At 30.3% G+C, this 20,495-nt stretch carries 30 protein-coding genes; 1 reads left to right on the top strand and 29 read right to left on the bottom strand.

All coding sequences use genetic code 11. The features are described from left to right. Nucleotide 1: 1 nt before the first annotated feature. On the bottom strand, nt 2-1,102 hold the full coding sequence (locus QIA22_RS06645; protein ID WP_418456962.1) for a plasmid maintenance protein: 1,101 nt from the start codon (nt 1,100-1,102) through the stop codon (nt 2-4). Between the two features lie 524 nt (nt 1,103-1,626). Between QIA22_RS06645 and QIA22_RS06640 the strand changes: the two genes are divergently transcribed. Continuing rightward, nucleotides 1,627-2,643 carry an ERF family protein gene (locus tag QIA22_RS06640; RefSeq protein ID WP_418456961.1) on the top strand — a complete coding sequence of 339 codons (1,017 nt, stop codon included), beginning with the start codon at nt 1,627-1,629 and terminating at the stop codon, nt 2,641-2,643. Nucleotides 2,644-2,687: 44 nt separating this feature from the next. Here QIA22_RS06640 and QIA22_RS06635 read toward each other — a convergent pair whose 3' ends face one another. The 28 genes from QIA22_RS06635 to QIA22_RS06500 form a co-directional block, all read right to left on the bottom strand. Beyond that, a complete protein-coding gene (locus tag QIA22_RS06635; RefSeq protein WP_418456959.1) occupies nt 2,688-3,119 on the bottom strand; it encodes an Mlp family lipoprotein in 432 nt (143 codons plus the stop codon). A gap of 105 nt (nt 3,120-3,224) precedes the next feature. Then, nucleotides 3,225-3,788, bottom strand: coding sequence for a Bdr family repetitive protein (gene bdr, locus QIA22_RS06630; RefSeq protein WP_418456957.1), 564 nt, complete (start codon nt 3,786-3,788; stop codon nt 3,225-3,227). A gap of 104 nt (nt 3,789-3,892) precedes the next feature. Next, on the bottom strand, nt 3,893-4,246 hold the full coding sequence (locus QIA22_RS06625) for a BBA14 family lipoprotein (RefSeq protein WP_418456955.1): 354 nt from the start codon (nt 4,244-4,246) through the stop codon (nt 3,893-3,895). After that, the gene (locus QIA22_RS06620; RefSeq protein ID WP_418456932.1) at nt 4,239-4,574 is read right to left on the bottom strand and encodes a BlyB family putative holin accessory protein; all 336 of its coding nucleotides are present in this window, start codon (nt 4,572-4,574) and stop codon (nt 4,239-4,241) included. The genes QIA22_RS06625 and QIA22_RS06620 overlap by 8 nt, the downstream gene beginning before the upstream one ends. Then, on the bottom strand, nt 4,564-4,911 hold the full coding sequence (locus tag QIA22_RS06615; RefSeq protein ID WP_418456953.1) for a BlyB family putative holin accessory protein: 348 nt from the start codon (nt 4,909-4,911) through the stop codon (nt 4,564-4,566). Before QIA22_RS06615 ends, QIA22_RS06620 begins: the two co-directional genes overlap by 11 nt. Nucleotides 4,912-4,914: 3 nt before the next feature. Beyond that, nucleotides 4,915-5,118, bottom strand: coding sequence for a holin BlyA (gene blyA, locus QIA22_RS06610; protein ID WP_367611753.1), 204 nt, complete (start codon nt 5,116-5,118; stop codon nt 4,915-4,917). A gap of 76 nt (nt 5,119-5,194) precedes the next feature. Next, a complete protein-coding gene (locus QIA22_RS06605; RefSeq protein WP_367611823.1) occupies nt 5,195-6,007 on the bottom strand; it encodes a DUF685 domain-containing protein in 813 nt (270 codons plus the stop codon). A 9-nt stretch (nt 6,008-6,016) separates the two neighbouring features. Then, nucleotides 6,017-6,622 (bottom strand): DUF735 family protein, encoded by a 606-nt coding sequence (locus QIA22_RS06600; protein WP_367611821.1) that lies wholly within the window; start codon nt 6,620-6,622, stop codon nt 6,017-6,019. A gap of 5 nt (nt 6,623-6,627) precedes the next feature. Further along, the gene (locus QIA22_RS06595) at nt 6,628-7,506 is read right to left on the bottom strand and encodes a DUF276 domain-containing protein (RefSeq protein ID WP_418457004.1); all 879 of its coding nucleotides are present in this window, start codon (nt 7,504-7,506) and stop codon (nt 6,628-6,630) included. Further along, nucleotides 7,503-7,835 carry a DUF2634 domain-containing protein gene (locus tag QIA22_RS06590; protein ID WP_002658459.1) on the bottom strand — a complete coding sequence of 111 codons (333 nt, stop codon included), beginning with the start codon at nt 7,833-7,835 and terminating at the stop codon, nt 7,503-7,505. Before QIA22_RS06590 ends, QIA22_RS06595 begins: the two co-directional genes overlap by 4 nt. A gap of 29 nt (nt 7,836-7,864) precedes the next feature. After that, nucleotides 7,865-8,425, bottom strand: a complete 561-nt coding sequence (locus tag QIA22_RS06585) for a DUF777 family protein (protein ID WP_418457002.1) — start codon at nt 8,423-8,425, stop codon at nt 7,865-7,867. A gap of 24 nt (nt 8,426-8,449) precedes the next feature. Continuing rightward, on the bottom strand, nt 8,450-9,544 hold the full coding sequence (locus tag QIA22_RS06580; RefSeq protein WP_418457000.1) for a DUF693 family protein: 1,095 nt from the start codon (nt 9,542-9,544) through the stop codon (nt 8,450-8,452). A gap of 3 nt (nt 9,545-9,547) precedes the next feature. Further along, on the bottom strand, nt 9,548-10,189 hold the full coding sequence (locus tag QIA22_RS06575) for a DUF792 family protein (RefSeq protein ID WP_418456998.1): 642 nt from the start codon (nt 10,187-10,189) through the stop codon (nt 9,548-9,550). A gap of 12 nt (nt 10,190-10,201) precedes the next feature. Then, nucleotides 10,202-11,524 (bottom strand): DUF759 family protein, encoded by a 1,323-nt coding sequence (locus QIA22_RS06570; RefSeq protein ID WP_418456996.1) that lies wholly within the window; start codon nt 11,522-11,524, stop codon nt 10,202-10,204. A gap of 7 nt (nt 11,525-11,531) precedes the next feature. Continuing rightward, on the bottom strand, nt 11,532-11,768 hold the full coding sequence (locus tag QIA22_RS06565) for a DUF1322 family protein (protein ID WP_012672310.1): 237 nt from the start codon (nt 11,766-11,768) through the stop codon (nt 11,532-11,534). Continuing rightward, entirely contained in the window at nt 11,765-12,220 is a 456-nt protein-coding gene (locus QIA22_RS06560) for a DUF1473 family protein (protein ID WP_418456994.1), read from the bottom strand. The genes QIA22_RS06565 and QIA22_RS06560 overlap by 4 nt, the downstream gene beginning before the upstream one ends. A 15-nt stretch (nt 12,221-12,235) precedes the next feature. Further along, the gene (locus tag QIA22_RS06555; protein ID WP_010258866.1) at nt 12,236-12,664 is read right to left on the bottom strand and encodes a DUF1463 domain-containing protein; all 429 of its coding nucleotides are present in this window, start codon (nt 12,662-12,664) and stop codon (nt 12,236-12,238) included. Between the two features lie 15 nt (nt 12,665-12,679). Next, on the bottom strand, nt 12,680-13,792 hold the full coding sequence (locus QIA22_RS06550) for a DUF787 family protein (protein WP_367611943.1): 1,113 nt from the start codon (nt 13,790-13,792) through the stop codon (nt 12,680-12,682). Further along, nucleotides 13,773-14,342: a DUF764 family protein gene (locus tag QIA22_RS06545; protein WP_367611803.1), complete on the bottom strand. Its 570-nt coding sequence runs from the start codon at nt 14,340-14,342 to the stop codon at nt 13,773-13,775. Before QIA22_RS06545 ends, QIA22_RS06550 begins: the two co-directional genes overlap by 20 nt. Further along, nucleotides 14,339-14,728 carry a hypothetical protein gene (locus QIA22_RS06540; protein WP_367611939.1) on the bottom strand — a complete coding sequence of 130 codons (390 nt, stop codon included), beginning with the start codon at nt 14,726-14,728 and terminating at the stop codon, nt 14,339-14,341. Before QIA22_RS06540 ends, QIA22_RS06545 begins: the two co-directional genes overlap by 4 nt. Continuing rightward, the gene (locus tag QIA22_RS06535) at nt 14,716-15,099 is read right to left on the bottom strand and encodes a DUF1506 family protein (protein ID WP_367611799.1); all 384 of its coding nucleotides are present in this window, start codon (nt 15,097-15,099) and stop codon (nt 14,716-14,718) included. Before QIA22_RS06535 ends, QIA22_RS06540 begins: the two co-directional genes overlap by 13 nt. Next, nucleotides 15,099-15,554: a DUF3890 domain-containing protein gene (locus tag QIA22_RS06530; RefSeq protein WP_367611797.1), complete on the bottom strand. Its 456-nt coding sequence runs from the start codon at nt 15,552-15,554 to the stop codon at nt 15,099-15,101. Before QIA22_RS06530 ends, QIA22_RS06535 begins: the two co-directional genes overlap by 1 nt. 19 nt (nt 15,555-15,573) lie before the next feature. Further along, complete coding sequence (locus QIA22_RS06525; RefSeq protein WP_367611795.1) at nt 15,574-16,533, bottom strand: hypothetical protein; 960 nt, start codon at nt 16,531-16,533, stop codon at nt 15,574-15,576. Nucleotides 16,534-16,554: 21 nt separating this feature from the next. Further along, the gene (locus QIA22_RS06520) at nt 16,555-17,127 is read right to left on the bottom strand and encodes a DUF228 domain-containing protein (RefSeq protein ID WP_418456992.1); all 573 of its coding nucleotides are present in this window, start codon (nt 17,125-17,127) and stop codon (nt 16,555-16,557) included. Nucleotides 17,128-17,156: 29 nt separating this feature from the next. After that, nucleotides 17,157-17,921, bottom strand: coding sequence for a DUF228 domain-containing protein (locus QIA22_RS06515; protein ID WP_418456991.1), 765 nt, complete (start codon nt 17,919-17,921; stop codon nt 17,157-17,159). A 7-nt stretch (nt 17,922-17,928) separates the two neighbouring features. Beyond that, complete coding sequence (locus QIA22_RS06510) at nt 17,929-18,486, bottom strand: DUF228 domain-containing protein (RefSeq protein ID WP_367611789.1); 558 nt, start codon at nt 18,484-18,486, stop codon at nt 17,929-17,931. Between the two features lie 11 nt (nt 18,487-18,497). After that, nucleotides 18,498-19,190 carry a DUF1357 family protein gene (locus QIA22_RS06505; RefSeq protein ID WP_418456989.1) on the bottom strand — a complete coding sequence of 231 codons (693 nt, stop codon included), beginning with the start codon at nt 19,188-19,190 and terminating at the stop codon, nt 18,498-18,500. 16 nt (nt 19,191-19,206) lie between these two features. Then, nucleotides 19,207-20,430, bottom strand: a complete 1,224-nt coding sequence (locus QIA22_RS06500) for a phage portal protein (RefSeq protein WP_418456987.1) — start codon at nt 20,428-20,430, stop codon at nt 19,207-19,209. Nucleotides 20,431-20,495: the final 65 nt, after the last annotated feature.

Raw genomic sequence — 20,495 nt, 5'->3', positions numbered from 1 at the left:
CTCATACGACCTTTATGTTAAATTCTTCTGTGACTAAAGATTTTCTTTTATTTTTTATTATTTCTAATAATTCAAGATAATATGTACCAAATACTTTATTGTATTCTATTTTCTTCTGGTTATTCAAATATTTTTTTACAATGGGCTTTAGAATTTCAATATTTGTTTCTTTTTTTAGTTGTTCAATAAGGATATTAAAAATGTTTGTCTTTAAATTTTGATAATTTTGTTGAGAATTTTCTTTTTTTCTTTCAATAGATTTTTCTAACTTACGTTTTATGTAACTTAAATCGCTATATTTATGATTTTCAATAATAAAATGGGGCTTATATCTGTAATTTTCGTATACTTTTTGTAAATTTGTCTTTAATTGTTCCGAATTATATCCATTTTTTTCGAATTCTTTCTGAGTGTTATTTAGAATTCTTTTTAGTTTCTCTTGCTTTTCTTTAAAGCAAGATTTATTTAAATTTGTGTTTTTTAGCAATTTATTTTCAACTCTTTTTATGTTTTTGATTATTTTAATCATAGTATCTTTATCAACATTTAATGTTAATAAAAATGGAAGAATTTCTTTATATAAAAAGTTACATTTATTGAAATAATTTCTTAGTTGATATTTCTCTTTTTGATTAATTTTTCTTTCTTCTTTTTTATTATTCTTATTATTTAAGCACTCCACTGAATTTACACTACCATTTATAGAAATATTGTCTTTAAAATGGTTATTAACTCTAGATTTAAATCTAGAGTTTTTTCGTTCTTTAAAGTACATGTTGATTTTCTGGTAACACTCTTTTTTGGGATACTTTAGCTTATAGTAAATTTCAGTTCCACAATTTACACCCATGTGTTGGTAGTAATTAGTTGTAACTTTTAGTACTTTGTCTAATTTATAAAGATAATTTTGCATTGTTCTTAAAGTAGTGGAAGCTAGACCATTTCTTTTAAGATTTTCATTAAAGTAGTAGAGTATGTTTTGTTGTGTGTATTTCTTATCTTTTTTGTTTAGAAAATCTAGTGTTGAAGTAAGAGATATTAATTTGTGTTGGTGTTTGTTGTGGCAAGTGGGATTTTTTATAGCTTTTGAAAGGCCTTTCATGTTTTTCTCCTAATTTGAATTAATAATAATTATTATAATGCAAAATTTTGATTTAAAAGTAAATACTTTTCTAAAAAAATATTAAATTTTAATTATTAATTTTGTTAAAAAATAAATAAAATTTTTTATTTAGTAAAAATATAAATTGATTTTAATTCTGAATTGGGATACACTACAAACAGAGTAGTTATTTGGACATTTTTCAGTTTTGACTACCTAATTTGAATTTGCAAAAAATAATACAAGGGTTTAGCGAAGTTCTTTAACAAGAGAATTTAGCTAAGCCCTAATTTTTTGCATGAACTTTTTTTAAAAATCCTTACAAAAATAGTTTTTGTTATATATTTATGTGTAGTAAGATTAACTTTATCATTATGTGATAATCCTAAAAATTAAGAATAGGGCTTCGCTAGAGCAAAGTACTAGCCAAGCCTTATTTTTTTAAAAAATTTTTTGTAAAAAAGTTGGCAAAAATAGTTTTTGCTATATACTTATATTTATTAATACAAATTAGGAGTAAAAATATGACAAACATGTCAACCAATAATAATCAAGAAATACAAAATAATATTCAAGCAGAAATAGACTTCTTAAATGATATGGATACTTTAAGAATGAACTTGCCACGCATTGACAAAAGTCTTAAAGGGTACGGATATAAGTATCAGGATTTCAATGACATAATAGAAGAAATTTATAACGTTATTAAAAAGCATAATTTAAAGCTTGGTTTTTTTCAAGATGCAACTTTTACACATCATCCATATGGCATAGTTGATGTTATTAGGACCACTTTTTACAGTAAAAGTACTGGGTACAAATACTCATTTGATACCCCAATTCATACAGATAAATTACAATGGAACAGTGAAAATGGCTCTAAAAATGTAAATACATTGCCACAACTTGTTGGATCAGCTATTACTTATTTCAAAAGGTACGCTTTAGTAGGGCATCTTTGCATAAGAAGTGAAATGGATACTGATGCAGCACCTATTTACAATAATTATGAAAACAAAAATTCTATGCCCAACAAACAAGCTAGTGTTAATCAAAAGCAAGAACAAAAAAGGGAACAAAAACAAGAGATTAATCAAATTCAAAAAAATAACACTATTCAAAACCAGAAAAGAGATATTAAGCAAGAACAAAAAAAAGATAGGCTTTATTATTACGGTGTTTTTAAAGAAGCATTGTCTAATATAAAAGATTGGGTAAATAGCCCTACAACAAAAGATAATATAAACTCAATTATTCAAAAAATAAGCTTTATTCAGAATATAGACCCCAATAATTTTGATGATATCAAGAAAATTGAATCTGATTTAATCTCGTATTTTGAGAAAAATAGTGATTTTAAGAGTGTAAACTATTGGGCGGAGATTATAAAAAACTATTTCAAGAAAAATAATAGATTAAAGGATTTACAAGATTTTGAAAAGTTTGTGTCGTTTAAGAGGACTGCTTATGGCCCTAGTCCATTAATATTCTTTAGTGTCTTAAAAGAATACGAACGGTTTGATGAGATATTTGCAGCATAGCAAGATTCTTACATAGTAAAGCCCCCATTATGGGGGCTGCTAGATTAATTACAGGTAGCAGTTGCTTGATCTGCAAAATTGTTTATATCATTACCTTTAAAGAATTCTGTAACTATAGTTTTGAAAGTGTTTTTCCCATCATCATTTCCATTACATTTATCAAGTTCACTCTTTATATGATCAAGTGCTGATTTTATTTTATCATCATCATTTTCTAAGAATTTATCAAATTTTCCAACACCAGTTAAAGCGGGTTTTAACCAGTCAAGGTGTGTTTTCTGATCATCAGTTAGCTTTTCTCTAAGTAGTTCTTCTTTAGATTTAGGTTTTTCTTGTGTTATTTCTTTTTGGGTTAAATCGCGCTTTCCCCTGCTTTTCGTTTGTTGGGCATTGTTTTTTAAAGTGTCATTATCATTAGAATTACAGCCGTTTAACATAAGTAAAAATAAACAAAATAATATGTTGATGATTTGCATTATTACTCCTTTTTTTATTAATAATGTTTAATAAATTAATTATTAATACTAAATATTGGATAAACAATTATTATTTGAATTGATATGTTTTAAGTGAGGTAGTAGCTATTTAGAAATGAAAGCAAATATTAGCCCTGCTATCATTGTTATAGACATTGCTCCCATGATTCCCAATACCCATTTAAGCATTTCTGAAAGAGACATCAAATTCTTTTCCACATTGTCTATTTTAGTGTCTAAATTAGATATATCCTTTTGTAAATTCTTCTCTACAGTATCTATCTTAGTATCTAAACTATCTATTTTTAGATTTAAATTCTTTTCAACATTATCTATTTTGGCGTCTAAACTATCTATTTTTAGATTTAAATTCTTTTCAACATTGTCTATTTTGGCGTCTAAACTATCTATTTTAGTATTAAGTTCATTTTTAATACTATCAATTTTAGCGTTTAAATTCTTTTCTACTGTATCGATCTTAAAAATAAGATTATCAAATTTTATATCAAATTGTTTTTCTAAATTTTCTAAATCTCTATACGTTAGCTCATTATGATAATATCTTTTAGATAAATCTTGTGCTATTAATTGTTCCATACCCAGTCTAAGAAATTCTTTATATATTTGTTCTTGACTAATACCGCTAACGCTTGTTGACAATGTTTCCATAAAATTTTCCCTTATAGTCATATTATACACTATTTTAGATTAGTTAGCTTTAGAGATTTTTATATGTGAAGTAGAATTTCTTGCAAGAAAAACCTTTTTGTAATTTACATTTTTAACTGAGAATATTGATTATAGACTTTTTCCGCTATTGGTTTTGTTTTTTTAATGTACTCTAAATATATGTTGATATTATGTCTTACCGCAGGTATAGAGTGTTCGTCTTTTAATGTTGATAAGTCTGGATAAGGATATTCTGGATAATTTGGATCATTAACTTTAACCTTTGTTTTAGCTAAAAATGTTACAAGGTACATAACATACTCTGAAAGTTGTGTTTCATATTTGGCTAAATATTTTAGTGTTTGAATAATTGGAGGTTTTGGCTCTTCTGGTAGGTTGGCAATAGTAGTACAACACAATAGTAAAGCAATTAGTAGACAATACAATTTCTTAAGCATTTTCACTCCTTTTAAGCATTTTGATATATTCTTTCATAATTTTGTTGCGTGTTGCTTTAAGTGAAGTGATAATTTTTTTATTTTTGTCAGCAGAGATAGCCTCTATTATCTCAATATTGTATTTTAAAATGTCTTGTATTTCTTCAAATATTTTCACTGACTCAGCTGTTTCCATAGATTTTAGTGTGCTTATATATGTTTTATAGAAAAAATCTATTACTTTACTAAAAGTATTGATGTAATTATGATCTATGTTTGTATCAGTTTTAGCTATATTAGTTAAGCTGGATAGTAAATTAAGCCCCAAACCAATAGTGTTATTTTGCATTATTTGGTCTTTCCTTATAGATAGGGGTTCCTTCCCGATTGAATTTCAGATCATTAGATATTTTGAGATTTTTTTCATTAGAATTAACTAAATCAATGCATTGATTGATTTTTTCATTTAATGGAGCGAGTGCTTTATTTATTGTTGGGGTTAATGCACTCTCAAGTCGTTCCATATTTGCTGTATAGATTAATTGATAATGAGAATACAGCTCATAAAGCAAAAAGAATCCTTTATGTGCAATTTCATCAAATTCATCTTCAAATTTAGAAAATATATCAATAAGGGTTGATAAAGACGTAAGTCCAAGCTCAACATTATCTTTAGATAATTTCATAAGTTAATCTCTTTTTTTAATGTGATTTTTGCCATTCCCATTGCCATTCTTAAAAAGCTTGCCTATTACAATAGTCAAAATGTCTTTTAATAAAGGCTTAAGAAGAATTAACACTCCTAAAACCAGTACTGTTACAAAAATCATTACGGCTATAAGTTTAATTTCATTTAAATTGATAAGAAGTTCGGTTATTTTAATACTATCCATTTTTTAATCCTTCATTTTAATTTTTTTAGTTTTATATGTATATTATATATCAAAACCATAATTTTTGCTAAAAATTTTATAATTTGCAAAAATATGGGACCGGATTTCCTGATATGTGGACTCTTTTTTGTATATACCATCCTTTGTACATAGGAACTCGAATAGATACTGAAGAGGAGCCCTGATGCAGATAAACTAGGTTTTTTTGACTTTCATCGGAATACCGTACATGTAATGATTTCCTCCCATTGCTCTGGTGTTTTATGTCAATATCAATATCAAGGTAAACTGGATCATCGTCACTACTTTTATTACAATAAAGAGTTACATCACCGTAATCGTCCATATTAATAATCGTTCTTTTCCCCTTGTATTCATGCGGATAGAAGGCAGTACCTGAAGTTTTATTGCCGATAGGAAGATACTCGGATGGTAAGCCAAGCAGTTGTTTAGGAACGGGTGTTTTTTGAATAGTGCCGAAAAGACGAAGTGTTAAAAGATAGTCATCTTTAGATAGAGTGGTAGATGATATGCCACTTTCAAGGGAAGATCTTATTTTTCCATAAAGATTTGAAAGTTTACTAGATTCATTCTCAATTAGCTTGTCAACGATTAAATCGTAAATGCTTTTTATAAAATCTTTATCAGCTACAAGTTCAGTAGCGATTGTAGACTTAATTATCTCTTTAAAATAGCCTAGCTCTTCGCCTTTAAATGTTTGGTGATTAACGGTTTTTAAGAAGTTTTTAAAGGTGATAGCATTGCTGCTTGCAGCTCCATCATCAAGCAGTAAAAGATCAGTATTGTTAACGGTCGTAACCTTATTTAAATCTTTTATTTGAACTATTTCTTCTTCATCAATCAGTAATTTTTCTTGATCATCAGCCATAAAACCTCCTTAGTTGTTAAAAGTTATAATATTGTTACCATCTGTATTATTAATTTTGAGAACTCTACCAATAGGAATAATTCTCTTAATAAAAGCATAAATTGAATGATCATATCCTTTAGGAAGTGAGTTAAATACTAAAGCTTTTTTCGATGCAGCATATCCCGGTTTCTTTTCTCTAAGTAATATCTTTTTAAGACGTTTCCCTTTTTTAGTGCTAGGCGAAATAAAGGTAGTAAAGTTTGTTTTTATTACCCCTTTTAAAGAGATATCAATAACCCCAGCTTCAGGAGTAGTAACTTCAATGTCCACATTTAAAAAGGTCTTGAAAATCAGTCTAAATGACTCATCAGTACCAATATGCCGTAAAGCAAAAATAACACTATTAATATTGCTTGTAATACTTTGTAAAGTTTGAGTTTTTGCATAAAAGATAGATAAAACTTGAGATATCCATATTGCAATATATCTTGATTTTATATTTTCTATTGCATTAATGGATATGAAGTTGGAATTAAGAGTCTTAAGCTCATTAAGTAGTGCTTGTGCATATTCTGTTTCTGTACGTATAAATTTATGAATCTCAGTGCCATTAAATAAATTAGATATTTTCATATTTGTTAACTATCCATATCAATAAGCAATCGATCTGTAGTATTGAAAAGTAGCATTGTATCATCAGTAATAGAAATATCTTGATTTTTTTTAAAATCGCTATCAGTAATTTTTGCAATACTCTCAGTGTCTGCATCTTTAATACAAGCACTTATTTCCATAAACTTAATTCCTTTAACTTCATTAACTGGAGCAAAAAAGTCTTGATATTCAAAGCTAATTCCCATATCAGAATAGTTATTTGAAATAATCCTAGAATATATATCTCTAATTTGAGAATCTATGTTTAAGTAGAGGTAGTTTTTAAGGTCAAGTTTATACTTTGCTTTCATGTAAACATATTTTCTTTTTCCTAGTGATATTTTGTAGGATTTGCGTTGACCAGTTGAATTGAGGCCATCAATTTCTATGTCTCCCTCAAGTAAAGTACCACTAGGGGTTGTTAGATATAATGTTTCCCAAAGTTTTGCTTTAAATTCAGGACTGTTAATATTAGATTTACTATTATCTAGTAAAGTTTCCTTTAGAATTAGATATATATTGGCTTTACCAGCTGCACTTTTAATATTGGTGTACTCAATCCCATCAAGATTAAGTAAAGCATTGCGAACCGCACTGTAAGTTGTGCTTTTAGAAGAAATGTGTTCTTCAATAGCAGCCCAATAAGTGCCACCCGGTTTCATTTTAGAAAAAAATAGATTAAGCTCATTAATTATTTCTTCTTCAATTAATGCTAAAGAAGACGCAATAATGTTATAAATTGAGCTTTGGTTATCATCAATATTAATCCCATAATTTACACGCAAATATTCTCTTTTCGATCTTACAATATCCTTAATTGTACGTTTTAAAATGCCAAAATCAGAATCAAAAACTATGCTCATAAATTAAACTCCATATTCAAAACATCGCCTGAGAAAAAAAAGGATATGTGTGCTTTATTGTCTTGTATAGTAGTTGAGATGTTTATTAAATCTAGGTTAAGTTCTTTAGATATTTCGTGAAAATAATTTTTTACAGCGTGAAGATTGTTAATTTTTAACAGTTTTAAAAGCAAGAAATAGTCCAGTCCCCAATGAGGAGCATAGCTTAAACTACCCCTTAAGGTTTTTAAAAATATCAAAAATCTTTGTTTTTGTTCATCAATTCCATCAACAAGTGATAAATCGTTATTAAATACCAATTCAAAATTATTGCCTAATCTTAAATCCATACTATTAATTATACCATAATTAGCAAAAATTACTTAAACAAACTATTAATATCAGAATTAATTTTAGCAGTTGTCGGGATTAAGGTGATCTGGTCTATTGTGGGGGCTTTGGTGTTTGGATCTATTACGATTTTCAACCTCTCAATAGCACTCACAATATTTTTGAGAATTGTTTTTAAGCTAGTTGTTTGGTTAGCTATTTCAATGTTATTGTTTGCTTTAATTTTAACAGTATCAGAGATTAGATTTAAAGTCTTTGGGCTAATTGCACTAAGTATATAAAAATGATGTTTGTCAAAGTGAATATCATTATTTTTATCAAAAATATTAACGCTTGATTGAAGTAGTAAAACGGTATCACCTTTTGATAGTTCTAAACTGATATTAGAGATATTTTTTGTGTGAATTTTTAAATCTTCAAATTCGGGTATTGTAACAATAGCTTCTTGAGTTTGTTGTTTAAACTCCTTTACAGTGCCAATTTTAATTATAAAAATGTTTGAATAAATCCAATTTTTAACGTCCTCTTGTGCTAATGCATGCCCATAAAGTCGCTGATTCATTCTGTAAATTTTATAGTCTTTGGTCATTTTAATCCCCCTTGCTTTCTACATTTAATCAGAATCATCAGAGTCATCCTTTAATTTAAGTATTAATGAACACTCTCCTGCGTTGCTAAGTCTTGCACTTGTTTCTTTTATGGTGGTTTTTATCATTTTCCCTAGTCCATCAATAAATGAAACTTTATCGCCAATTTTTAGTTTATGTGTGTAAAATGTTTGTGCGTTCCAATATACACGTCTTAACTTGTATTCACCTTCAATAGCAATTTCTTGTTGTGGAATGAATTCAAGTCCATAATCTTCTAAAGCTTTGTAATTTTCATCTGCTTCAATTGTTCTATCATTAGTAAATATAAAATTACATTCAACATCAAAGCTGTCACCACCAACATCAGCTATTACGTCATGAATATATATTCCTTTTATTTTGTCAACAAATTCTTTTGGTGTTGTGGCATAAATATCTTTGTCAATGATTTTAAGACGATCTTCTTTGTTCATATTAATAATATTGCGATTAGGAAATACAGATTCTATTGCTTCTTGCACCGTTTTCCCCTTGAAGTTTTTGTTCTCTAATTTTCGATCAAAGAAGTTGCTACTAACCGCTAACCGAACGTCAAGCTCAACACTAAAATCCCCACTAGGATAATCAGTGCTCATAGGAGTCCCCAAGTAACCCGCCATTATGAAATCAAAATTTTTTTCATGAGCAAATTTCTTATAATATATTTTTACTATATCTCCCACCTCAATGTCGTTGGTGAAGTCTAAAGGCAAATTCCAAAGTACAATTTTTGTTCGTTTAGATTTTACAAAATTATAATTTGAAAATTCATTAGATATGGTAATATCAACATGAATTCCATATTGCGTATTTATTATAATTTTAGGAGTTTCTTCAATTAAAGAATCCCCAGCGCTTGTATCCCTTTCTAAGGATTGTTTTTCTTCAATTAAAGAATCCTTAGCGCTTGTATCCCTTTCTAAGGATTGTTTTTCTTCAATTAAAGAATCCTTAGCGCTTATATCCCTTTCTAAGGATTGTTTTTCTTCAATTAAAGAATCCTTAGCGCTTGTATCCTTTTCTAAGGATTGTTTTTCTTTGTAAAATTCAATTTTAAAATCATATTGTAGTAACAGCATTTTTTATCCTTTATATTTTTCCAATTCAAATGTTTTTACTATTTCCATTGATAGACTAACTTCAACCTCATCAATGAAAGGAATATCCTTAAACGAAAGACTTGTAATTACAGCTAATTCTTTTAGGCCAAAAGTTGGGCTGTAAATACTAAAGGGAACTTGAGCTTGTATTCTATTTGCTAGTTGTTCTTTTGCAAGATGAGCGTCAAAACGAAGCATAGTATTGCCAAAAACAGTCATTTTGAGTAGAGAAAGCATATCCTTATATAAGGATGTTAATATTCCACCGTTTAATGATATGTTTTCACCAGTCATTACTGGATTGTAGCTGACATATTCTGCTTTTCTATCATAATAATTGATAACCGGTCTTTTAGAATAACTGGTATTGTAAGTGCGTGTTATGAGTTCGGGTTTTGGTTTTATAAAAAACAATTGTGGTACATACCCCAAACCTTTTAAATCCATTCTTGGGAATAACACTAAAAAATTATCTGCTCCGAAAAGAGCAAATATTTGGGTTATTACATCTCTTATTATTCGAGTAATCTCCCTGAATTCTTTCTTTTCAACATCTTTGATTTTTTCCTCGAATTTTTTCTTTTCAATATTATTATTGATAATATTTTCATTGTTAATATCCATAGAATTTCCTTTTTATTTGAAATTTACTGAATCATCCCCCCCGGTGTTATTGTTGTTCTTTCCAAAAATTAGATTATTCAACCACTCATTCGCGTAGTTATAAGCATTACTAGCAGTATTAACTACTGAGCTGCCAAAGTTTTTTACTCCATCAAAAGCGCCCGTTATACCACCTTTTATGGCATCAACGATTTTTTGTATGATTTTGTTAAAATCAAATCCCATAACCGTATCAATAAGATCAGTTATTTTGCCAATCGCCGGCATCAAAACTTTGCTGGTTGTCTTTTCAAGACTTTGCTCTATTTTATCCAATTTACTTTTAGCCTCAGCAACTTTATCGGAATGACCCATTATATTCAAAGATGATATATCTTTTATTAAGTCTGTAATTATCTCTGGCCTTAGCTTTTTTTTCCCTCCCTCTTGAGTTAGAAACTCTAACTTTTTTTTCATGGCTTCTAGATATTTTTCTCCAAATTTGTCTATAGGTTTCAATATATTAAAAGCTTCTGTAAGTTCCCCTTTAAGTATTTTTGAAACAACTTCAACAGCACTTTCGTTATCACCAACAAGCCCCGTGCTTCTAAACATAGCTGCTAGTTTTGTAGCATTTAATACATTCTCTCCCCCTTTATCATTAAGTTTTAATTCCCGGATGTGGCCTTTAAGCACGCTTGCTGTTCGCAGCAAATCTTCTTTTTCTAAATCGCGCTCAAATCCTTTCATTCCCTTAATAGCATTCCAAATATTTTCACGTTCTTTGTCACTGTAAAACACATTATTGAGTTGTTGTAGTTTCTTTTGCTTGGATTCATTTTCAACTGATTTTTTCATAAAACCATACAAAAACCCAATAATCCCGCCTCCAACTTTACTCATAGCATTGCCAATGACATTTCCAAGAGCACTACCTATTGCAATTTTGGCAACAAGGCCTTTTCCTTGAGAGGCCGCTAGCATTTTACTTTTTGCTTTTGATTCTTTTGCAAGTTCTTTATACTCAAGACGTCTTTTATCTCTATCAGACATTAAAGATCTTTTGAAAGCCTCTTTTCTGGCTTTTTCAAAACCCATGCCCTGTTTCATAAGTTTTTTAGTCTGTGTAAGTCTATATTTCTCAACACGCTCTCTTAAGCTTTCGAATTTAGATTGTCTGTTAAGTTCTTTTTTCTTGTCCGACAAATTATTCTTTACAATATCTTTAGTACTCCCCAAACTAGATTTTTTAGGTTTAAGATATTTTTCCATTTTGGAAATATCTTGTTCAATAGCCTTTTTTGTTGCAGCATGATCAAGAATACCTTTAAATTTAATGGTGAATTTGTCGCTCACTGAGCCCTCACTTGCTTAAAATTAATTCATACAATTCTTTTTCTAATTTAATATCAGCAAGTCTATTGACCTCTAAAAGCTCATCATAAGGTAATTTCTTAACCGAGTCGTATGAGCAAATATTCATAATTACTGGAAAATAGTATTTGTCGTTCTTAATCTCGTCAAGCAAGTTAAAATACTTTTTTCTAGTCTCATTAAGACTTGCAATAGCTTTATCAATATCTTTATTTCTCTTGCTCATTTATCAACCAGCTCATTGGAATTTGATGTAATTGATGAAAGTGAAGTGGCTACTTTTTCATAATCAAAATTTTCATTGATATAGTCAAAAGTAACAAAATCACCAACATTATTTTCATACTCACTCAAATATACTAAAGCGGGCTTTTTTAGATCATTGTCTAAATGAAAAGTATTAAATTGTGCAGTGTAAATTATTGCAATAAGATAGTCCTTATAATAAGAAATAAATTCTCTATTTTGATCCAAAATCAAATAGAATTCGTCTAAAAATTTTTGACTTATCATTAAGCTTGTAATTTCTCTTAAGTATTTGACCTCATTAAGCTTTAAAATAGCGTCACTTTGATTAAATCCGAGTACTCTATCCCATTCATAGACCGGTAATACTCTTAGTGGATATTCATAGGTTTTATTTTTAGTTAAAATTTTCATTTTATATCTCATTATCATGATAAGACTCTCCTTTTAAGTGTTGTTCGGTTTAGATTTTTGGCAATTAATAGCCCTAATTTCAAAAGATACTTTTTCGGCCTCAGCAGAATAACTTCTTGAAGGCTCTTCAGTAAAAATTGCATAATTAGAAATAATTTTGGTAGCAATTCTATCATTGAATGCTAAATCAAGCATTTTGTCCTCTTTTCTCACATCCATGTTGTAAAACTGTTCATCAGAAAGTTCAGTTAACAAAATGTAGTCATGACTGCCTAGTGTAACTTCAATATTGAAAACATAAGTTATCGTTTTGGGATCTCTTAAGCTTATTACAGGCATACCTTTATCTTCACTACTAATCACTGCTCTTGTTGTAGGTTCGCTTGTAAGCTCTAGCTTGCCACTATGTAACTGCGTACCACCAATTGAAAAATAAACTTCTCTTAAATCATAAAATTGCATTTTTTAGCCCCCCTTTTAAGCACTTAAACTGTTTTGATAATCAACTATATCTTGAGTAGTAATTACTAAAGCAACAGCATTAATGCTAAAGTTATAAGTAATATTCACACTAAGTTCTAATTTAAGTTGTGGTGTAGGAGAAATAGTAAGACTTAAATTCTTATACTCTATTATCAACCCTCTATCAATAAACCGTTTAAGTAGGCACTCAATTGCTGAAGTATATGCATTATCTCTAGAGCCACTAAGTTGTAGTGCAGATAATTTGCTATTTTGTCTGTTGTTTTTATTCCAAATTCTAATAAGCTCAATAATCGCTTCATTTTTTATATAATGATAAGTGAAAATCTCGTCTATTGGACTTCCAGCTAAATCAACACCCTCTTTAAAAGCAGGCATACCATCAAGGCCAGTTTCATTAAGAAGTGAGTAAAAGTTGATTTTTGCAGTTCGCAACTTTCCAATTACAGTGTCGTCAACAAGCGGTGTAGCAGCCAGCGGCATGCCATAAGGATTTACAGCATGGAAAATACTTGATTGATGCAAATATTGACTTATAAATTTAAGGTGTAAATTGTCTTTATTATTACTGTAAACAACAATATTTCTTTCTTTTTCAATATTGCCCTTATCTTTAAATAGTTCTTTTATTTCTTGTTCTTTAGTTGAGAATACAAAAAAAGTTGAAGGCATTTTGAATTTATTATAGTCATCTTTGTAAATTTTAAGCCCATCATCTGACGCATCGCCTTCAGTGTTAATAAGTACAACAAAAGAATGCCTATGTACTTTAAGATAATTTTTTAGCTCTTCAGGCTTATCCTTATAAATGAAAAGATCGACTGATTTTAATGACTCTTCACTTGAATTAAAAAAATTTAACATTGCGGTTTTAAGCAGTGTTTTTTCTTTTCCAAACTGATCTTCGCCATTTCCATTATCTTTTTCTAAAGTTTCAATTTGTTTTTCATAATTATTAACGGTTAAATTCAATATTTTATAGCTAGCAGCATCTTTGTTAACTTTGATTTTAGCTGTTTTGTAAACCAAGAGTGGATTGTAATAATTAGGCCTACTAGCTTGGATCCTAGAGTCAATAAAACTTACACTAATTGTATCTTGCGGCAATTTTGTATTCCTCCTTTAAAATTTCAATTGCTTTTACACTAGCATTGAATGCTATAGATGCACTGTATGCATGGTTGCTATATTTTGTGCCTAAATTAATAAGCCCAACTGTTTGCATATTAGATATTGGATAAATATAAAGGTTGATTTGGCTAATATATTCGGGTTGAGATTGACTTTCTAAAGTATACTTATGGGCTTTATTATGTAGAAAGTCACTAAGCATACTATAAAGTATCAACATACGCGAATTAGCGTCAAAATCTTGAGCGTTTAACACTATTGCAATAATATATACTTGAAAATTTACACTAAATTCCAAAGCATTTTCATAAAATGCACCGGCTCTAGAATTATGATCAAATAGATTTTCTGTGCCATCAAATTTCAATGCTATTATATTTGAGCTAGCAGCTGTGATTTTTGAAAGATATGGATGATTGTAGGTATTTATGATATCGCACTCAAAATTATTTTCAGTTGCATACGCCTTAAACCCTTTAAATATTTGGGTTAAATGATTTAATACCATATTTAAAGTGAAAATCATTCAACTGTTACCTTATAAGTAATCTCTGATAACATTTTGGCTGTATCAACAAGTGGAATTGCTGCAGTGTTACTACCCCTTTTAAACTTGCTTTTGATTGTATTGGCCTTTAAGGCTGGAGTGACTTGTGCTGATAGTAGATAATTTTCATAGTACCTGACAAAAGCTTGTCCAATAGCCTCCATTCCCGATTTAGGGTCAAGATTAAACTTAGAATTTATATAGCTATTATTGATATATTCTCTAAACTCAGAGCTACTAGCAATTTTGGTTAAATGTTTTCTTGCTGGTAAATTGCTACTCCCTTTTTCATGCATTTTAGCAATACCCGCACGACCACCAAACCACCCAATTTCCAATTCTATTTTAAATTCTAGCTTGTCCATATAAATTCCTTTAAAACCAAAGTAAAATATCCAATTGAAGAGTCAATACTAAATATTTCAAAGTAAACTAAATCTGCAATTGATATTCGGTCTTTAAGCTCATAGTTAAGGTCTTGATATGTGTAAAGTTTAGAATACCCTTGAATATCAGACATATCAGAGTCATAAAGCATTGCAAGTTCTTGTGGCCGTATGTCAATAATAACTCCTGCGAATTCAGTGTACTTATTTTTATCAAATACTCTCTGATAAGAAGAGTCATTTTCAAGCTTTACAATAGTGCCTTTATAAAACTTTAAGGGTTGCGGGTCCTTAAATACGTTGATCATGCGAAAGGACAGATCTGAAAGTCTTTTTCTAACACCATTCATTAGACAACCCCCACACAAGATGGCGTTGAAGTTTCTCTTTTTAGTTTTTCTAAAAATGCATCAAGTTGTGAACAAAAATTCTTATTTGATCCACAACCCCCCTCACCGCCTTCTTCGCCCCCACTACTACTAGGATAATAATCAAGTTCAAGTTCATTGAATTTTTCTTTTTTGATCCTATCAAATTCAAATTCTCGAACAACTCCCTGTTTTCTTAATTGACAACCCATGTGGTAGAAAGTAAGTAAAAATATTTGTTCATATGTAAGTGAACTGGCATCAATGCCGCGTGTTACTAGAATAGCTTGTAGTAAGGATAAATGAAGTAGAAAATTTTGCCTACTTAGTGCAAATTGGTCTATTCCTAATAGCAATAACACTTCTGAATGAAGTTTTGTCACTAAAAGTTCTTCTTCTCCCTCAGCTTGTGCTTGTAAGTTTTCTTGTTCACTCATTTTCACTTACCTTATACTTTTAACTTTGCTTTATGTTAACTTGCAAAATAGTTTTTCTAGTAGCAAGTAGACCGCCTAAAACAAAATCAATGTATGAATGAGCAATATCAGTTGAGTCTTTATCAACTTGTTCATTCGGTGTGGGTAGCATATACTTGCTAGGCTTAAATTTAATAAGCTCAGAATTTAGTGGATAAATGAGTATTTTATGTTTTAGCAAGTTTGAAGTTTCAATATAAACATCTTCTCTATTATTAATAGCCTTAATAGTCTGAATTAAAACATCTTCCCATTTTTCACAGCTACTTGCTGCACCCTGTCCTGCTGCGTATGGTTTTACGAGTTTAAGTGAAGTTGCTGGGTCAACTATTACCATCATAGGAGTGGAAAATTCATCTCCTAATTCTAACTTTGAAAGTCCCGCCTCAATCTTTTCAAAGATTTTATCCATTTTATCTTTATCACCACTAGCAACTTCTTCTTTTATCTGCTCAGGCATATTAAGTAGTCCATACATATTAGGAAGTAGGCGTTTTTGATTTTTTCCATCTTTTTGAATCGAAACGGTACCCGTTAGTACAAAGTGATTTATAAGTTTAATAATTTCACTACTTGCAAGTTTATAAGCTTGAGCAAAGGGCAGTAAATTATTATTAATGTCCCCAATATATGAGTCCGAAGTATAAAATTTCTCAGACGTCTGCTTTAAATGTCTGAATTTGTATTGTAATTTTAAATAATTAAGTCTTACCACTTCAGAACTAAAACCAATAGTTGAGATAGTATTAACCTCATTGGCAATTGTTGTAGGATTAGCATTTAAAAACGCGTCCCATTTTACCGTTTTTTGATATCCCATTTGTAGATCAACATCTTCAATTTGATCAGGTGAAAACCATTTATACATAATAGGATCTTTAACTTCTCCTATGATATTTGCCACAGCTTTTGCATAATAATTTTCATCAAATAATTCCATATTAAATCCTCCCAAATTTTATTAATTTCTACTTATAGCTTTATTTCCAAATACAGCTACTTTTACCAAATAAACTTCATTGCTAATTTGTTTCGCATCAGTCAATGCTGTTGCATTAATAGTTGCTTTATTTGGCGCTCCAGTAACCTTTTCAAGGGCACCGTCTTTATTAAAAACAAGTTTGTCTTTTACTTTAACTGTAGAATCTTTTGCTACTAAGTAGCCCTCAAAATTATTGGTAATTGGCACAATAGTGGCTGTTTTACTAAACTCATCTATGTCAATGCATATTCCATATAAGTCTTCACCTCCACCAGCCTCAACATGTGGCTCATAGTGACTTTGATTATCTTGAGCCTCTTGAATAACTCTTTTTACTCCACGCTTGTACGGATACCCCAAAAATGGATGATTTTCCAATTTGTCAAGCTTACTAGTTCTAGTGCCTCCAGAAGCAAAAAATTCTACATTTTTGTCTCTAAATTCATTAGAATTGCTAAGCAAACTAGCGTCATGTTGGGGATTTTTCATGAACTTTTCAAGTTTACTTCTCTTTTCTTGATACTCTTTTACTAATTGCGTTGTATCTCCCATTTATTTACCTCCTTTTATTCGCCCAAGGCTTAACCACCGTCAGGATTTACTATTTTCTCAAGGCTTCTATTGCCAAAAATTGCAACTTTTATCAAATTAATAGAATACTCTTGCCTAGGATATCTAGCTTGATCTTGATTTCCATCTTCAGGGGCGAAATTGATTGTAAATGAATCAGATAAGGCATATGCATTAATTACGGTTGGCGGCCCACCACCAGCCTTGATAATAACCCCATTGTTATTTATATCCAATATTTCTCCTATTTTTATGCTCGGATTTCTTGTAACAAGGTACCCCTCAAAGTTATTGGTAATTGGCAATACATACGCAGTGCAACTAAACTCACATACATCTACACATATCCCATACATATCAGTATCAGCTCCAACTTCCACATATATAGAGCTCTCTTTTGGAACAAGCTTAACGCCACGCTTGTATGGAAAACTATTTGCTGGATCGTAATAGTATTCCTCTATTTTGTCTGAATAACTTGAACACGCAAATGTATAAACATCAGCTCGCTCATTTTTGGATTTAAAACAACTGCTTGAACTGCTAAAAACCTTATTTTCAATCGAACTCATCGATTTTACATGTTTTTTGAATTTCAAAAGGACATCATCAAGTTCGTTAATTGCATCCAAATAGGGATCTTTTGCTTGCACATCTTCAGCTTGTCTTGCTTGCCGTTTAGCCCTAGGAGCAGCAGGAACTTCTGCCTCTAAATCTAACTGCGGGTTATCAGCAGCGTCAAGATTTTCAACTTGCCCGTTACCTTTTAAATCCATAATTTAATTACCCTTTAATAGCTCTATTCCCAAATACACTAGCAAGCACTATAAATAAATCTTCGGTCAATTTATGTGCTTTTGAAAGCGCTATCGCATTAACAGCCTTTTGAGCCCCCGTGGTTTTTTCAAGTTCCCCATGTTGGTTAAAATTTAATTTATCTCCTGGATTTACACCATTTTGTCCTTCTTTCTTAAGCGTTAAATACCCAGTAAAGTTATTTGTAATTGGAATTACAGTTGCCATACCGCTAAACTCATCTATATCGGAACACACTCCATATAAATCGTCTCCACCTCCAGCCTCAACTTCTAGTTCTGTTGTACCATCGCCAAAACTAAGCTTAACTCCACGCTTGTACGGATATCCTTTAGCAGGATAATTTTCTATTTTGTCTTTACTGCTAGTGCACACTCCATCAGAATTTGAAAAAATTAGGTTTTTGTCTCTAAAATCAATAGAATTGCTAAGCAGCCCCGCGTCTTGTTGGGGATTTTTCATTAATGCTTTAATTTCTGCAACTTTTTTATTAAACTCTTCTTTAATTTTTGTAATATCACTCATTAAAAACTCCTTTAAGCAATACTTGTTCTTTTATGTCTTTTTAGATTTTTATAAAATTGAATTCGTCTTTGCTTGTAAGTATTACTTATCGCTTGTACAAATTCTGTAAAATTAATTGGAACAAAATTAGAATCAAGCAAACTTGCTCTCTCTTCTGATTTGGCAATAATATTGCCCTTAATAGAGTCAACAGAAGAAGAATTGCTACTCGCATTTTTTCTTAATTTAATATTCACTTTTGCTAAAGAAACAAGTTGTTCTAATATCTCCCCATCGATATGACTAATATCTGACGCTTTAGCAATAGCTTTAATTTGCTCAATTGGAACAAACTTGCGAACAAGTTCTCTGCGTTGTGCTTGCATAATGTCTTTTAGTGTGTATCCTTTTGCAAGTAACACTTCCTTATTGAAATGGTTGCTAAGATGCGCTTTTGCAAGTGTATCAATTTCATTAATTCGCTCAGCCTCTAGTAATAATTGCTTTTCAATACGCTCCCGCTCTTCAACTTCTGCAAGTTCTTTTGTTATTCGCTCGTTTATACTTAAATCTCGACTTGTCTCTTTGGATTTACTATTTGCTTGTTCTTTAAAGCGCATGTACTCTTCAAATTCCTGCGCACTTATAACTTTAGTATCAGCCTTAATTTGCTGTTCCTCTTTATCTTGTGCTTGCAAGTCTTCTTTTTCTTCTTTCTCAGTCACTTTTTAACTCCTTTTCTCAAAATGAGAATAATTTCTCTTTTAAAATCGCTAGCTCCTCATTATTAAAGGAACTACTCTGTATAAGCTGGTTATATTTACTGTAAAGCTCAATTAGCTTTATATCTCTTTCTACTTTTTGTTCTTCACTTAACATAATCAGCGAATTAAATTTCATATCAAGCCCGAAATACTTTGTAAGTTTTAAGTTACAAGAGTTCTCAACCTGTTCTTGTACGCCTTTTAAAAAATCGTAATAATTACTCCTATCACCTTTACCATCATTTCCTAGTCCTTTAGCCTGCTCATTAAAACTTCTAGTTAAGGGCTCTTTGGTATCAGCCCCAATTTTCGCCTTAATTAACGCTAACGCCTCCTTTAAGTAACTAAGGTCGTATTTAATAACCTCTAAACTAGCACTCGGAGTAGCCGTATAAAACATTCCCTCATTATTTAGATTGCTCTTAAGCCTAGCAAGTTCCTGTGCTAATGAGTCATTAAGGTTTCTTAAATTAGAAATATCTTTACTATGATTGTTTGAATTTTGTTTTCTCAAAAAAGAAGATAAAATGCCACTTCCCCTATCATTATTACTCTGAGTAAGTGCACTTAAAGAAGTTGTTGCACTAGAGAGTGCGTCTTGTAATTGTACTAAAGATTCATCTTTGTAAAACAAGAAATTGTGGTTTTCAATACGTCTTTCTATTTCAACGTATATCTTTTCAAATAAATAAATATCTAGCAAAAAACTTTCTGTATAACAAGGAACATATCTTTTTAAGATATAATCAAAGTTTTCATATATGATAAGTCGACTTTTATGTATCTTAACTGCGTCTATAGAATTGTTCTTATTGTTGGATTTTACTTTATAGGTTATATGATCAAAATCAACTCCCAAATCTCTTACATATTCATAATCAAGGTATTCAAAACCAATAGGTAATTCTATATTAACGGGTTGTTCGAGATCTATTAGGGTATCTTTGGTTTTTACTAAAACATAGCCAATCCCATGAAAACGGTAGCTTATAATACAATTAAGCAGAGCATTCTTAAGCTGTACCTTTAATCTAGCAAGTTCAACCTCGCTAACATTGTGGTCAGCGCTCTCAAGAACAAGTCCGTTCTTGAGACAATCTTCTGCTACATTTTCTATATAATTTCTAAAAAATATTGAATATTTATATAGTTCTAGTGAACTTATTTTATCTATTAATTTTGTTTTTCTTAAATCATACACCGTTTTACTTCTCTTTATTAAATTAGATGTATGATAGCAAAAACTAATATTTTTGTCAATAAAAT

Source organism: Borreliella kurtenbachii (assembly GCF_030437945.2).
In the GTDB taxonomy this organism is placed as follows: Bacteria; Spirochaetota; Spirochaetia; order Borreliales; family Borreliaceae; genus Borreliella; species Borreliella carolinensis.
Note: the sequence above shows the minus strand (reverse complement) of the source record. Positions and strands in the feature narration are given on the sequence as shown.

Excerpts from the sequence above, each read along its gene's own strand:
- QIA22_RS06645 (WP_418456962.1), bottom strand. The coding sequence starts at position 1,102 with ATGAAAGGCCTTTCAAAAGCTATAAAAAATCCCACTTGCCACAACAAA.
- QIA22_RS06640 (WP_418456961.1), top strand. The coding sequence starts at position 1,627 with ATGACAAACATGTCAACCAATAATAATCAAGAAATACAAAATAATATT.
- QIA22_RS06635 (WP_418456959.1), bottom strand. The coding sequence starts at position 3,119 with ATGCAAATCATCAACATATTATTTTGTTTATTTTTACTTATGTTAAAC.
- bdr (WP_418456957.1), bottom strand. The coding sequence starts at position 3,788 with ATGGAAACATTGTCAACAAGCGTTAGCGGTATTAGTCAAGAACAAATA.
- QIA22_RS06625 (WP_418456955.1), bottom strand. The coding sequence starts at position 4,246 with ATGCTTAAGAAATTGTATTGTCTACTAATTGCTTTACTATTGTGTTGT.
- QIA22_RS06620 (WP_418456932.1), bottom strand. The coding sequence starts at position 4,574 with ATGCAAAATAACACTATTGGTTTGGGGCTTAATTTACTATCCAGCTTA.
- QIA22_RS06615 (WP_418456953.1), bottom strand. The coding sequence starts at position 4,911 with ATGAAATTATCTAAAGATAATGTTGAGCTTGGACTTACGTCTTTATCA.
- blyA (WP_367611753.1), bottom strand. The coding sequence starts at position 5,118 with ATGGATAGTATTAAAATAACCGAACTTCTTATCAATTTAAATGAAATT.
- QIA22_RS06605 (WP_367611823.1), bottom strand. The coding sequence starts at position 6,007 with ATGGCTGATGATCAAGAAAAATTACTGATTGATGAAGAAGAAATAGTT.
- QIA22_RS06600 (WP_367611821.1), bottom strand. The coding sequence starts at position 6,622 with ATGAAAATATCTAATTTATTTAATGGCACTGAGATTCATAAATTTATA.
- QIA22_RS06595 (WP_418457004.1), bottom strand. The coding sequence starts at position 7,506 with ATGAGCATAGTTTTTGATTCTGATTTTGGCATTTTAAAACGTACAATT.
- QIA22_RS06590 (WP_002658459.1), bottom strand. The coding sequence starts at position 7,835 with ATGGATTTAAGATTAGGCAATAATTTTGAATTGGTATTTAATAACGAT.
- QIA22_RS06585 (WP_418457002.1), bottom strand. The coding sequence starts at position 8,425 with ATGACCAAAGACTATAAAATTTACAGAATGAATCAGCGACTTTATGGG.
- QIA22_RS06580 (WP_418457000.1), bottom strand. The coding sequence starts at position 9,544 with ATGCTGTTACTACAATATGATTTTAAAATTGAATTTTACAAAGAAAAA.
- QIA22_RS06575 (WP_418456998.1), bottom strand. The coding sequence starts at position 10,189 with ATGGATATTAACAATGAAAATATTATCAATAATAATATTGAAAAGAAA.
- QIA22_RS06565 (WP_012672310.1), bottom strand. The coding sequence starts at position 11,768 with ATGAGCAAGAGAAATAAAGATATTGATAAAGCTATTGCAAGTCTTAAT.
- QIA22_RS06560 (WP_418456994.1), bottom strand. The coding sequence starts at position 12,220 with ATGATAATGAGATATAAAATGAAAATTTTAACTAAAAATAAAACCTAT.
- QIA22_RS06555 (WP_010258866.1), bottom strand. The coding sequence starts at position 12,664 with ATGCAATTTTATGATTTAAGAGAAGTTTATTTTTCAATTGGTGGTACG.
- QIA22_RS06545 (WP_367611803.1), bottom strand. The coding sequence starts at position 14,342 with ATGATTTTCACTTTAAATATGGTATTAAATCATTTAACCCAAATATTT.
- QIA22_RS06540 (WP_367611939.1), bottom strand. The coding sequence starts at position 14,728 with ATGGACAAGCTAGAATTTAAAATAGAATTGGAAATTGGGTGGTTTGGT.
- QIA22_RS06535 (WP_367611799.1), bottom strand. The coding sequence starts at position 15,099 with ATGAATGGTGTTAGAAAAAGACTTTCAGATCTGTCCTTTCGCATGATC.
- QIA22_RS06530 (WP_367611797.1), bottom strand. The coding sequence starts at position 15,554 with ATGAGTGAACAAGAAAACTTACAAGCACAAGCTGAGGGAGAAGAAGAA.
- QIA22_RS06525 (WP_367611795.1), bottom strand. The coding sequence starts at position 16,533 with ATGGAATTATTTGATGAAAATTATTATGCAAAAGCTGTGGCAAATATC.
- QIA22_RS06520 (WP_418456992.1), bottom strand. The coding sequence starts at position 17,127 with ATGGGAGATACAACGCAATTAGTAAAAGAGTATCAAGAAAAGAGAAGT.
- QIA22_RS06515 (WP_418456991.1), bottom strand. The coding sequence starts at position 17,921 with ATGGATTTAAAAGGTAACGGGCAAGTTGAAAATCTTGACGCTGCTGAT.
- QIA22_RS06510 (WP_367611789.1), bottom strand. The coding sequence starts at position 18,486 with ATGAGTGATATTACAAAAATTAAAGAAGAGTTTAATAAAAAAGTTGCA.